This is a genomic window from Aeromonas sp. sia0103 (assembly GCF_963895295.1).
In the GTDB taxonomy this organism is placed as follows: domain Bacteria; phylum Pseudomonadota; class Gammaproteobacteria; order Enterobacterales; family Aeromonadaceae; genus Aeromonas; species Aeromonas encheleia.
In genome coordinates this window covers 324,046-335,581 of record NZ_CAWQKG010000044.1, presented here as the reverse complement: position 1 = coordinate 335,581, position 11,536 = coordinate 324,046, and the positions used below count along the sequence as shown (strand labels likewise).

General features: G+C 60.2%; 14 protein-coding genes and 1 riboswitch. Of the genes, 11 read left to right on the top strand and 3 right to left on the bottom strand.

The annotated features are described in order from the left end of the window. The first annotated feature begins 4 nt into the window (after window positions 1-4). A riboswitch (cyclic di-GMP riboswitch) is annotated at window positions 5-92 on the top strand. Window positions 93-345: 253 nt separating this feature from the next. The 7 genes from lafK to lfiJ are packed head-to-tail and all read left to right on the top strand — an operon-like array spanning window position 346 to window position 7,173. Next, window positions 346-1,608 carry a lateral flagellar response regulator transcription factor LafK gene (gene lafK, locus AACW18_RS15595; protein WP_269471676.1) on the top strand — a complete coding sequence of 421 codons (1,263 nt, stop codon included), beginning with the start codon at window positions 346-348 and terminating at the stop codon, window positions 1,606-1,608. Window positions 1,609-1,619: 11 nt separating this feature from the next. Beyond that, a complete protein-coding gene (gene lfiE, locus AACW18_RS15590; protein WP_084228327.1) occupies window positions 1,620-1,946 on the top strand; it encodes a lateral flagellar hook-basal body complex protein LfiE in 327 nt (108 codons plus the stop codon). Between the two features lie 8 nt (window positions 1,947-1,954). Further along, window positions 1,955-3,703 (top strand): lateral flagellar M-ring protein FliFL, encoded by a 1,749-nt coding sequence (gene fliFL, locus AACW18_RS15585; protein ID WP_371317040.1) that lies wholly within the window; start codon window positions 1,955-1,957, stop codon window positions 3,701-3,703. Beyond that, window positions 3,690-4,718, top strand: coding sequence for a lateral flagellar motor switch protein FliGL (gene fliGL / locus AACW18_RS15580; protein WP_042653258.1), 1,029 nt, complete (start codon window positions 3,690-3,692; stop codon window positions 4,716-4,718). Before fliFL ends, fliGL begins: the two co-directional genes overlap by 14 nt. Window positions 4,719-4,730: 12 nt before the next feature. Then, complete coding sequence (gene lfiH, locus AACW18_RS15575; protein WP_218389167.1) at window positions 4,731-5,423, top strand: lateral flagellar assembly protein FliH; 693 nt, start codon at window positions 4,731-4,733, stop codon at window positions 5,421-5,423. Then, entirely contained in the window at window positions 5,416-6,747 is a 1,332-nt protein-coding gene (lfiI, locus tag AACW18_RS15570; protein WP_218389166.1) for a lateral flagellar FliI-like assembly ATPase LfiI, read from the top strand. Before lfiH ends, lfiI begins: the two co-directional genes overlap by 8 nt. Before the next feature lie 9 nt (window positions 6,748-6,756). Beyond that, entirely contained in the window at window positions 6,757-7,173 is a 417-nt protein-coding gene (gene lfiJ, locus AACW18_RS15565) for a lateral flagellar protein LfiJ (protein WP_042653255.1), read from the top strand. Between the two features lie 4 nt (window positions 7,174-7,177). Here the strand turns inward: lfiJ and lfgN are convergent, their stop codons facing one another. The 3 genes from lfgN to lfgA form a co-directional block, all read right to left on the bottom strand. Then, window positions 7,178-7,621 (bottom strand): lateral flagellar protein LfgN, encoded by a 444-nt coding sequence (gene lfgN, locus AACW18_RS15560; protein WP_042653254.1) that lies wholly within the window; start codon window positions 7,619-7,621, stop codon window positions 7,178-7,180. Continuing rightward, on the bottom strand, window positions 7,618-7,893 hold the full coding sequence (gene flgM / locus AACW18_RS15555) for a flagellar biosynthesis anti-sigma factor FlgM (RefSeq protein ID WP_042653253.1): 276 nt from the start codon (window positions 7,891-7,893) through the stop codon (window positions 7,618-7,620). The genes lfgN and flgM overlap by 4 nt, the downstream gene beginning before the upstream one ends. Window positions 7,894-7,969: 76 nt before the next feature. After that, window positions 7,970-8,695: a lateral flagellar basal body P-ring formation protein LfgA gene (lfgA, locus tag AACW18_RS15550; protein WP_339381552.1), complete on the bottom strand. Its 726-nt coding sequence runs from the start codon at window positions 8,693-8,695 to the stop codon at window positions 7,970-7,972. A 127-nt stretch (window positions 8,696-8,822) separates the two neighbouring features. On the opposite strand from lfgA, the gene lfgB reads away from it, so the two are divergent. Genes lfgB through flgEL form a run of 4 tightly spaced genes read left to right on the top strand, consistent with a single transcriptional unit; the run spans window position 8,823 to window position 11,536 of the window. After that, window positions 8,823-9,212, top strand: a complete 390-nt coding sequence (lfgB, locus tag AACW18_RS15545) for a lateral flagellar basal body rod protein LfgB (protein WP_042653251.1) — start codon at window positions 8,823-8,825, stop codon at window positions 9,210-9,212. 2 nt (window positions 9,213-9,214) lie between these two features. Continuing rightward, window positions 9,215-9,640, top strand: coding sequence for a lateral flagellar basal body rod protein FlgCL (gene flgCL / locus AACW18_RS15540; RefSeq protein ID WP_218389164.1), 426 nt, complete (start codon window positions 9,215-9,217; stop codon window positions 9,638-9,640). Beyond that, window positions 9,641-10,324 (top strand): flagellar hook assembly protein FlgD, encoded by a 684-nt coding sequence (locus tag AACW18_RS15535; protein WP_042653249.1) that lies wholly within the window; start codon window positions 9,641-9,643, stop codon window positions 10,322-10,324. A gap of 18 nt (window positions 10,325-10,342) precedes the next feature. Then, window positions 10,343-11,536, top strand: a complete 1,194-nt coding sequence (flgEL, locus tag AACW18_RS15530) for a lateral flagellar hook protein FlgEL (RefSeq protein ID WP_042653248.1) — start codon at window positions 10,343-10,345, stop codon at window positions 11,534-11,536.

Here is an 11,536-nt window from a genome sequence, read left to right as displayed (position 1 = left end):
CGTCGCATGATAAAGGCAAACTGAACTGAAAAGTCAGGACGCAAAGCCTCCGGTCTAACAGCATTGATGCTAATGATAGCGGGGTTACCAAGGCTATGATTCCAGCCTTGTTTCCATGCCTAATATAGAGCGAGCGCTCATTAAGAAGCGTTGCTTTTGTCGTGGTGCGTTTTTATTTTTGCACGTCAGTTCTGTTGATTGATTAATGTACAATCACAGGTTCGGGTTTATATGCTTTTTGATTCATCTATCAAGGAAAGTTCAATATCACTCGGTATTGAAGCGCTGCCACATCTATTATTTGTCTCCCCATCGTTATCAAATGGAAACGATATTGAGGAGATATTGTTGAATTCTGGCTATCGTGTTTCCTGCCTGGATTCCCTTCCTCAAACGAAAACATTTCTCTCCCAACACACGGTCGATCTGATCCTGCTCGACATGGCGGCCATGACCGAGGCGGGCCCCTCCGTGATGCATCAACTGGCCGTTACCAGCTGCATCATCATGGTCAATGAGCATCAGGCCTATCTGGCGGCGGAAGCCATGCGGGCCGGCGCCATCGATTACATCATCAAGCCTTTCAGCCCGCGACAGATGATCGAGGTGGTCAGGGGAGCTCTGCGCCTGCGTCAAGCCATTCCCAACCTGATCGCGGCCTCCTCCCTGAGCCAGCAAGTGCTGCAACTCGCCAGGCGAGCCGCGAAGACCTCGGCCACCATCCTCATCGGCGGCGAGTCGGGCACGGGCAAGGAGCGCCTGGCTCGCTATATCCATGAGATGTCCAGCCGTGTTGGCAAACCCTTCGTGGCCATCAACTGTGCGGCCATTCCGGAGGCCATGCTCGAGTCCATCTTGTTTGGGCACAGCAAGGGCGCCTTCACCGGAGCTATTGCCAGCCAGCAGGGCAAGTTTGAATTGGCGCAGGGGGGCACCCTGCTGCTTGATGAGATCTCCGAGTTGCCACTGGCGTTGCAGGCCAAGTTGCTGCGGGTGCTGCAGGAGAAAGAGGTGGAACGGCTGGGCAGCCATCAGGTGATCGCGCTGGACGTAAGGATCATCGCCGCCAGCAACCGGGATCTGCGGGATCTGGTGGCACAGGGAGAGTTTCGCGAAGACCTGTTCTACCGGCTCGATGTTCTGCCCATGAGCTGGCCCGCGTTGCGGGAACGGCAAGACGACATCCTGCCGCTGGCCGAGTACTTCATCGAGCGTTACGGCGCACAGCAGGGCTATCGTCTGAGCGAGAGCGCGTGTAAACAGCTGCTCGCCTATGACTGGCCAGGCAATGTCCGCGAGCTGGATAACGTCATCCAGCGGGCCTTAATTATGGCTCGCGGATTGCATATTCAGGCCGTCGATTTGATGTTGCCCCATTACACCGTCGAAGCCGACAACCTGTTACCGGAGACACTCGCCGCGCCGGAAGGGCTCAGCGAGACGAGGCGGTATGCTGAATTTCAATTCGTGCTAGAGACCTTGCGTCGTTTTCGTGGTCATCGGACTCGTACGGCTGAGGCCCTTGGGATGACGACCCGGGCGCTTAGATACAAGCTGGCTGCCATGCGTGAGCAGGGCATAGATGTCGAGCAGCAGATTCAAAACTAAGGGATAACCGAGTGAAGATTGAGATCATGTCATCACAGGTGACGCTCCTGCAGCAGATGCAGGAAATGCAGCGTGTCGCCAATCAAACCCCTTCCATAGAGCCGAATGATGCATCGACTGTATCGTTCAGCGACGCCATGCGCGACGTCGTCGGACGCGTTAACGAGCAGCAAAATATCGCGTCCAGTTTGATGACCGCCGTCGACGCGGGTCAGAGTGACGATCTGGTCGGGGCCATGGTGGCCAGTCAGAAAGCCGGTCTCAGTTTTTCCGCTCTGATGCAGGTGCGCAACAAGCTGATGGCGGGTTTCGATGACATCATGCGCATGCCGCTCTGAGGTTGGTAATGACTGAACTGGTATCGTCCACTCAAGAGTCTCCTGGCTCTTTCATGACTCGGGTCCAGGAAGGGCTGCGCAATTGGCGCACCCTGTCCCGCGACAACAAATCCATTCTGACCATTGCCCTGCTGGCCGCGATCGTCGCAGGCACCATAGTGGTGATCCTGTGGACCTCCAGCAAGAACTACGTCCCCCTCTACGGCAAGCAGGAGCTTTACGACACGGCCAACATCATGGAGATGCTGGAGAAGGAGCAGGTACCATTCCGGCTGGAGAAGAGCACCGGCCAGATCCTGGTGCCAGAAAATCAGCTGGCTCATATCCGGATGGCGCTGGCGGCTCGTGGGGTCAGAGCCGCCATGCCGGCCGGTCTGGAAGGGCTGGATACGGTCACCGGGCTGGGCACCAGTGAGTTCATGGAAGGTGCACGTTATCGGCATGCGCTGGAAGGGGAACTGGCCAGAACCATCATCTCGCTGGACGCGGTGCGCAGTGCCCGCGTGCACCTGGCCATCCCCAAGAGAACCCTGTTTGTCGGCCGTGACGAAGAGAAACCCAGCGCGTCTGTGATGCTGGATCTGCAGCCTGGACAGTCCATGGAGCCTGGTCAGGTGGAGGCGATCGCCAATCTGGTGGCGGGCAGTATCTCCGGCATGAAGCCGGGGGCCGTGACCATAGTGGATCAGGCCGGCCAGCTGCTGAGCGCCGAGCTGGGAGACCGGGCAGGCTTCGGCAAGCAGAGTGTCCAACAGATGGAGTATGTGCGCAAGCTGGAACAATACATCCGCCAGCGTGCCAGCGACATGCTCTACCCCATGCTGGGCACGGGGAACTTCCGGGTACAGATAGCAGCAGACGTCAACTTCAATGCGGTGGAAGAGACTCAGCAGCAGCTGGATCCGCAAGGCGTGGTAACCAAGGAGTCCAACAAGTCTGACAAGACCATAGATGCATTGGCGCTCGGCATCCCGGGAGCACTCTCCAATCGTCCGCCCGAGACGACGCCTCCGGCTGATCAGGCGGCTCAGGGGAATGCTGCGACGCCCGAGCCTGCCAAGAACGACACCCGCACCGAACGCCAGGAAATCAGCAAACAGTATGAAAACAGCCGCACCATAGTGCACACCCGCTATCAGCAGGGACGACTCGAGCGGATGAACGTATCCGTCTTGTTGAATCAGCAGAGTGGCCCCAAGGAGGGCTGGAATGCCGAACAGCTGGAGCAGATCCGGCAGATGGTGGAGCGCTCGGTAGGGTTTGATACTACCCGTGGCGATCAGTTCAGCTTGCAGGTGTTCGACTTTACCGGTGCTGCCCCGATCACTCCGCCGGAGTCCAGCTGGCTGGAGACGCCGTACTGGCAGGATTCACTGCGCTATCTGGTGGGGGGCTTGCTGGGCCTGACGCTGGTGTTCTTCGGTATCCGGCCGCTGGTAAAACACCTGGTACGCACCCAGCAATATCCCGATGCAGAGCCATCGGAGGAGCAGGATGAGGCACAGGAACCCACGGTCGGTCTCTCCATGCGCCGTGAGGCCGATGCGCTGCTGGAGGGAAGATCGGCCAGCAATGGCCTGATCCATGCCGAACACAAGATGGAACCCCAGTTCTCTTCGCTGGATCTGGAGGAGCTGCCGGAACCTGGTTCTGAACTGGAAGTCCAGCTCAAGCACCTGCAACTGCTGGTGGAGAAGGACACGGCCCGCGTGGCAGAAGTGGTCAGATCATGGGTGAGTGGTAATGAGCAACGTTAATCTGAACCAGAATGCCGTCGACATCGATATCGACAACCTCGAGAAAGCCGCCATCCTGCTGCTGAGCATGGGGACCGAGGCCGCCGCCAAGGTGATGCAGAAACTCTCGCGGGATGAGGTGCAGAGCCTCATCTCCAAGATGGCAGGCCTGTCCGGTGTGAGCTCGATCGAGGCGAAGTGGACGCTGCAACAGTTCTTCAATCAATACCGCGAGCAGAGCGGTATTGGCAGCGCCTCAAGAGAGTACCTTGAACAGACGCTGGATCTGGCGCTGGGTCAGCGTCTCTCCCGCAGCCTGCTTGACAGTCTGTATGGCGATGTGATGAGCCAGGATATCCAGCGTCTGCAGTGGGTGCCTGCCGATGTCCTCGCCCGTTTCTTCCGCAATGAACACCCGCAGATGCAGGCGGTGTTGCTCGCCTTCCTTCCTCCCCAAACAGCGTCGGCCGTACTCGATGCCTTGCCCGGTTCGGTGCATGACGATCTGCTGGTACGGGTCGCCAGCCTCAGCAGTGTCAGTGAACACGTGCTGGGGGAACTGCGACTGACCCTGGATCGCTGCCTAGCCTATGTGGCCGATCAATCTGGCGCCAAGGTAAACGGGGTGCGGCAGGTGGCCGACATCCTGAACCGCTATCAGGGCGACAAGGAGCAGATGCTCTCCCTGCTGCGGGAACACGACGGTGACATGGCGCTCGAGATAGAGAAGAACATGTTCGACTTCATGGCCTTGCGTCGTCAGAGCGACGACACCCTGCAGCGTCTGGTGCAGGAACTGCCGGCCGAGCTGCTGGCCCTGGCGCTGAAAAATACCGAGGCGGGCTTTCGCAAGGTGGTGTTGGGCGCCATGCCGAAGCGGATGGCACAGGCGTTGGAGGCCCAGATCCAGGATCAGGGCAGCGTCTCCCTGCGCAAGGTGGAGCAGGCACGGGAAGAGGTGATGCAACTGGTAAGGGAGCTGGTGGAGCAGGGCGAGATCGAGTTCCAGCTGTTCGAAGAACCGACGGTCAGCTAACAGGAGACAGGCATGAGTCAGCATGTGCGCAAACTGGCGGCAGGCGCCACCCGTCTCTACCGCTTCCCCACATTGGGGCAGAGTGGGGAAGAGGCCCAGAGTCAGCAGGAACAGTTCGAATATGGCTACCAGCAAGGACTGGAACAGGGGCAGGCCGAAGGTTACCAGGCTGGCTACCAGCAAGGGCTGACCAGCGGGTTGATCGAAGGGGAGACCAAGGGTCTGCAACAGGGTCAGGTGCGTGGCCTGGCACAGGGACTGTCCGAGGGCAGGGCCTCATTCGATCAGGCCATGATCCCCTTCGCCAAGTTGCAACAGCAGTGGGAATCCCTGACCCGGGCCCGCATGCAGGAGCAGAAAGAGCTGATCGCCCAACTGGTCGCCCAGGTTGCCAAGCGGGTGATCCAGGCCGAATTTACCCTCAATCCGCAACAGGTGCTCAGTCAGGTCGAGCAAGCCCTGGCGGCCCTGCCAAACGAAGTGGAAGAGCTGGTCATCTACCTCAGTGCAGGGGATCGTCAGCGGTTGGCCGAGCAGGGGGTGACCCGCTGCGAGAAGTGGCCGCTACAGATAGATGCGACACTGGGGGTCGGGGACGCAAGGATCGAGACCCGCGCCGCAGTGATCGAGATCAACACGGCGGAGCGACTAGATCATTGTCTCGGCCAGCTCAACGCCAGTCTGGCATTGCCGCAGGATGCATGAGGAGCTGCAGCAGGCGCTGACCTCAGCCCTGGGAAATCTGGATGATATCCCCGGCTTTCGCCGTTATGGCCGTTTGGTGCGGGTCACCGGGCTGACCCTGGAGGTGGTGGGCTGTCAGCTGGTGATGGGGCAGCGCTGCCGGGTGGACTCGGCGACGGGTGAGTCGCTGCTGGCAGAAGTGGTCGGTTTCAACCGGGATGTCTCTTACCTGATGCCATTGCAGCCTATGAGCGGTCTCTATGCTGGTGCCCGGGTGCTGCCCATCGATGGGGAAGAGACGATCCTAGTTGGTGATCATCTGCTCGGGCGGGTGCTCGATGGTCTGTTGCAACCCCTGGATGGCCGCCCCCTGAAAGAAGCAGGGGAACGGGTTCCCCTGTTTGCCTCTCCCCCCAATCCGCTGCTGCGCACTCCCGTGCGCGAGCCACTGGATGTCGGTATTCGCGCCATCAATGGTTTGCTGACGGTTGGCAAGGGCCAGCGGCTGGGGCTGTTTGCCGGTTCAGGTGTGGGCAAGAGTATGTTGCTCGGGATGATGACCCGCAACACGACAGCCCAGATCGTGGTGGTGGGGCTCATCGGTGAGCGAGGCCGGGAGGTGCGGGAGTTCATCGAACACAGCCTGGGAGCGGAAGGCCTGGCGCGCGCTGTGGTGATCGCCGCCCCGGCCGACCAATCCCCCCTGATGCGACTGCGGGCGGCCCAGCTGTGTCACCGCATCGCCGAACATTTCCGTGAACAGGGGCAGGACGTGCTGCTGTTGATGGATTCCCTGACTCGCTATGCCCAGGCCCAGCGCGAGATCGCGCTGGCGATCGGGGAGCCTCCCGCCACCCGGGGCTATCCGCCCTCGGTCTTCAGCATGTTGACTCAACTGGTCGAGCGCGCGGGCAACGGCATTCATCCCGATGGCAGCCTGAGTGCCTTCTATACCGTGTTGGCAGAGGGAGATGATCAGCAGGATCCGGTTGTGGATGCGGCCAGAGCCATTCTGGATGGCCACATAGTGCTGACTCGCCGACTGGCGGAAGAGGGCCACTATCCGGCCATCGACATCGGGGCCTCGGTGAGTCGGGTGATGCCGCAGGTGGTGTCGTCCGAGTGGCAGGCCATGGCGGTGAACTTGCGCCAGCTCTGGGGCCGTTATCAGCAGGTGCGTGAACTGTTGCCACTGGGAGGCTATCAGCCGGGAGCCGATCCCCAGATGGATGAGGCGGTGCAGCGCTATCCCGCCATCGCCGCCTTCCTGCAGCAGGGCATCCATGAGGAAACCCCCTTCGTGCAGGTGATGAACGGCCTCAAGCAAGTGCTTGGCAGAGTCTAAGGAAGCCACATGCTGAAATCCTACCTCGGGCTGCAACAGGGTGCGCTGGACGTCATGGGCAAGGAGCGACAGCGCCTGCGCGAGGTTGCGATACGCGAGGAGCGACGGGCCAGGAAGCTGCAAGAGGTGATCGAGACCCTGCAACCGGGGTCGGCCAGCTTTCACCCCTTGCTGTGGCAGAACAAACAGCAGATGCAGGGGCAACTGAGCCAACTGCTTGCACACCAGTTGCAGCAGGCCACCCTGGCCAGTCTGGATCTGGCGCGCCATGAGGGGCAGTTGCTCAAACAGTTTGGTCGGGTCAAGGGGTTGGAGCTGTTGCTGGACAAGCGGGAACTGGCGGCCCGTCGGCAACGGGAACTAGGGGATCAGCGTCAGCTGGACGAGCTGTCCAGTCTGCGTCATCGCGCCTTGCAAGGGCGCTGAGCATTCAATCGGGAAAGCGCTCCTGCTGGCCATAGGATGACTCCTGGCCCAACAGGGTATTGATCGTCTCTATCTGTCCTGCCAGCAAACGACCATTGAGCTCGTTCTGGCGTCGACATTGTTGCAGCAGCAACTCGAGTCGCTGCCATTGCTCGCCGACGCTCTGTTGCAACGGACTGGGCAGCTTGGTGATGAGTGTCGCCATTCCCTTCTCATCGGGTTTGAGTCCCAGCGCCAGCAGGTGCTGGCAGCGTTGCTGGGCCTGTTGCTGGATGTCGGCCAGCAGCTTGGTCTGTTGCCGATTGTGCTCGGTCAGCCCGTCGACATCATGGCTGGCCAGCAGACCGTGCTGGTTTCTCAACAACTGCTGCAGATCGGTGTAGCGACCACAGTCTTGCTGGATGCCGACGATCAGCTGCTTGACCCTCAGCTTGGGGGTCATGCTCATCGGCGGTGCATATCCAGGATGGCCTGGCTCAGGGCATCCATGTCGAGCTCGAGCTTGCCCTCGCCGATGGCCTGCCGGATCTGGTTCACCTTCTCCATATCCACGTCCGAAGTGGAGACCAGCTGGCTCCTAGCCTGATTGATGGTTTGTGCCGTGGTGCTGATCCGGGCATCGCCATGGCTCGTCCTTGGTTGTGACTGAGCAGGCGCGGCATCCTGCTTGCGTTGCGGCTGGGTCTGGACATAGAGCGGATCGGTACGGGTGATTTTCATAACGTCATTTCCTGATGGTCTATCTGTGACAGGCGACCCAAGAGCGCCCCAACTTAAATCAAACTCGATTCCTGGCTCAAAAATGGGTCTCGACCTCTCCCTTCTCGATGATCCAGGTCTGGATCTCCTTGCCGGACTGGCTGTTGCGCACCCTGATCCCGTCACCTATGGCGCCACTCTCCAGTGCCTTGCCACGAGTGGTGGCGGAGAAGCCCTCCTGACCGGCCCGGATCAGCACCCCTTCCCCTTCCTGCACCGCCCAGGCTTTCTGCAGATCCAGCTCGCCGATCAGCTGGCCCATTCTGAGGTGGCGATGGCTCTTGCTGCCCACCAGTGATTCGCTGGTGGGGATGAAACCCCGCTGCAGCCGGCTGACATCCAGTGCCTTCTCGACCAGGTCTCCGGCCTGGATGGCGCTCCCTTTCCGGATCTCCTGGGCCGTGACCCAGACCGGTAACATCAGTGTGACCTCGACCCTGGCTCTCAACTGCCAGGCTGGCGCTGTGCATTCCACCAGATAGGGGCGCCGTCCCCAGGGCTGACGATACTGCCCACCAGCCTGCAATCGCACCGCCTGCTGGCAGGCGGGGAGGTGTGCGACGGCAGGGGAGAGCCAGATCTGGTACTCGGCCTGCGGGCTGGGCCAACCCTGCTGTTGCAGATAGTCGTTGAGCGCCGCCGTCGCGTCCTCTTTCAACCCCGCCTCCAGCTGTTGCGACAGGGAGAGGGGGGCGGCCCGCAGCGGGAGTGCCAGCATGAGCATGCCCAACAGGCTGGCCCACTTCCATACGGGAAACAACACTTCCCCTTTTGTCAGGCTTATCAGCCACTGTCGGCGCCGTAGCCAGCGAAAATAACGGGTTTTCATGGTTGGCATGAGTCTTGATAAAGGATGCACCGGTCTGACTGGTTTATAAGAAGGATGAAGCATGAGTATCTCATTTGACAGCGCTCTTGGCGTGCACCCCTATGCTCTCGATGTGCGGGCGGATCGGGCACGTATTCTGGCAGGGAACTTGGCCAATGTGGATACCCCAGGATACCTGGCTCGGGATGTGGATTATAAGACGATCCTCGGCCGTGTCGCCCAGCAAGTTGCAGCGGGTGATGAGGGCCATGCCATCAGCCAGGGTGCCATGAGCACCGACATGCAGCATCCCCTCTATCGCATTCCCTACCAGGTCTCCATGGATGGCAACACGGCCGAGCTCAGTGTGGAGCAGAGCAAGTTTGCCAACAATGCCACCGACTTTCAGACCAGCCTCACCTTCTTGAATATGAAAATCACCGGGATCGCCAAGGCGATCGAGGGCCGTTAATCATGTCGTTCAATCGAATCTATGACATCGCTGGCAGTGCCATGCGGGCGCAAACCGTCCGCCTCGACACAGTGGCATCCAACCTGGCGAACGTCGACAGCGCCGCAGGCAGCGAAAATACCGCCTTCCGTGCCATCAAACCGGTGTTCTCCACCCTCTATCAGCGGGTACAGGATGCAGAGGGGCTTGGTGCCGCTCAGGTGCAGATCGCGGGGATAGTTCAGTCGGATCGCCAGGTCGAGAAGCGTCTCGAGCCCAATAACCCGCTGGCCGACGGGGATGGGTTTGTCTACTACTCCAACGTCAATGCGGTGGAGGAGATGGCGGACATGATGAGCGCCTCCCGCGGTTTCGAGACCTCGGTCGAGGTGATCAATCGCATCAACAGCATGCAGCAAGGGTTGCTGCGTCTGGGTCAGGGGGCATAAATGAGCCTGCCTCAAGTCAATAGCCTGGATACCGCCCGCAGCGCCAGCCAGCGCAGCGCGACCCCGGAAATCGCCGCCAACGGTCCCTCTGAAGGGCAGGGTGTCCAGCTACGCAACGAATTTCTGCAGATGATGGTGGCCCAGATCCAGAACCAGGATCCGACCAATCCGCTCGACGGTGCCCAGTACGTCACTCAGCTGGCCCAGTTCAGCATGGTGGAAGGGGTGGAGGGCCTCAAGGTGCTGCAGCAAAAGTCCATCAACATGATGGATACCCAGCAGGTACTGCAAAGCACGGCGCTGATCGACAAGGAGGTAATGGTGCCGAGTCAGACCCTGAGCCAGAAGGATGAACAATCCATCCGTGGGCAGGTGGAGCTGACCGGTGCGGCCGATCTGGTTGAGCTGAAGGTTTACGACAAGCACGGCACCCTGGTTGCGACCAAGAGCTGGGGTGAGAGCAAGCCTGGCGGGCTGGATTATGAGCTGCCCCCCCTGCCAGCTGGGGAGTACAGCTTCGAGGTGAAGGCTTCCCTCGCCGGGGTTGCCACGACCACCAAGAATTACGTGGCCAGCAAGGTCGAGCGGGTCAGCCTGCCTGGCACGGGTGAAATCATGTTGCAGGTAGCCGGAGTTGGGGACGTGCCGCTGTTCAGCGCAGTCCAGTTTGGTAAATCGGCGTAATCAGATAGGAGCGAAACTGTGTCTTTTAGTATCGGATTGAGTGGCCTGCGCGCCGTAAACCAGGAATTGAGTGTCATCAGTAACAACGTGGCCAACGCCAGTACCGCCGGCTTCAAGTCCAGTCGTGCCGAGTTTGCCGCCATCTACGGTGGTGGTCAGGCCGGGGGGGTCGAGATGAGCAACGTCTCTCAGAACTTCGATCGTAACGGCGACGTGATGCGGACGGGGCGGGGATTGGATCTGGCCATCTCCGGCAATGGCTTCTTCGTACAGAAAGACAGCAATGGCCAGGTTTCCTACACCCGGGCGGGTATGTTCCAGCGGGATGCCAACAACTATCTGACCACGGCCAACGGGACTCGCCTGCAGGGCTACACCACCAACGAGGCGGGTGAACTGCAGTCGGGTGTGGTGGGAGATGTGCAGGTCAAGGCGGGCAGCCTGCCCGCCAAGCCGTCCGACAGCTTGGAGTTCGTGGCCAACCTCAAGGCGGATGCCAGCGTCATCGATCAGACTGTGCACCCGTTCGACCCCACCAAATCCGAAAGTTTCAGCTACTCCCAGTCCAGCAAGGTCTATGACTCCCTCGGCGTTGAGCACACCGTCACCCAGTACTTTGTGAAGACGGGCGACAACGCCTGGCAGGTCAACTACGCCTTCAACGGTACCCAAACCGGTTCCCCGGTGACCATGGAGTTCAACACCAACGGCACCCTGAAGATCCCGACCACGGCGCCGGTGCTGAATCTGGCCCCCGCCGGTGCAGAGCCCATCGCTCTCAAGGCGGATCTGGCCAGAGTCAGCCAGTATGCCTCCGACTTCAACGCCACCCGCAACCAGTCCAACGGCTATGCCGCCGGGGATCTGACCGGGGTCAGGGTGGATGCCGATGGCGGTGTCTACGCCACCTTCACCAACGGCCAGAGTCTGCTGCAGGGTCAGGTGGTGATGGCGAGCTTCACCAATCCCAACGGTCTGCTGCAGGCCAATAACACCACCTGGCAGCAGTCGTTCAGCTCCGGTCAGCCGGTGCTGGGGGCCCCCGGCACCGGGACGCTGGGTACCCTGACGGCCGGCGCCTATGAGGGATCCAACGTCGATCTGACGGGGGAGTTGGTCAGCCTGATGACCTCTCAGCGCAACTACCAGGCCAACGCCAAGACCATCAGTTCGGCCGACAAGATGACTCAGGTTCTCTTCAACTCCTTCTAA

Bases quoted from the DNA above. Each gene is read 5' to 3' on its own strand.
- flgM (WP_042653253.1), bottom strand. From the start codon at position 7,893: ATGAAAATCACCCGTACCGATCCGCTCTATGTCCAGACCCAGCCGCAA.
- lfiJ (WP_042653255.1), top strand. From the start codon at position 6,757: ATGCTGAAATCCTACCTCGGGCTGCAACAGGGTGCGCTGGACGTCATG.
- flgCL (WP_218389164.1), top strand. From the start codon at position 9,215: ATGTCGTTCAATCGAATCTATGACATCGCTGGCAGTGCCATGCGGGCG.
- fliGL (WP_042653258.1), top strand. From the start codon at position 3,690: ATGAGCAACGTTAATCTGAACCAGAATGCCGTCGACATCGATATCGAC.
- lfgB (WP_042653251.1), top strand. From the start codon at position 8,823: ATGAGTATCTCATTTGACAGCGCTCTTGGCGTGCACCCCTATGCTCTC.
- AACW18_RS15535 (WP_042653249.1), top strand. From the start codon at position 9,641: ATGAGCCTGCCTCAAGTCAATAGCCTGGATACCGCCCGCAGCGCCAGC.
- lfiI (WP_218389166.1), top strand. From the start codon at position 5,416: ATGCATGAGGAGCTGCAGCAGGCGCTGACCTCAGCCCTGGGAAATCTG.
- lfiH (WP_218389167.1), top strand. From the start codon at position 4,731: ATGAGTCAGCATGTGCGCAAACTGGCGGCAGGCGCCACCCGTCTCTAC.
- lfgN (WP_042653254.1), bottom strand. From the start codon at position 7,621: ATGAGCATGACCCCCAAGCTGAGGGTCAAGCAGCTGATCGTCGGCATC.
- fliFL (WP_371317040.1), top strand. From the start codon at position 1,955: ATGACTGAACTGGTATCGTCCACTCAAGAGTCTCCTGGCTCTTTCATG.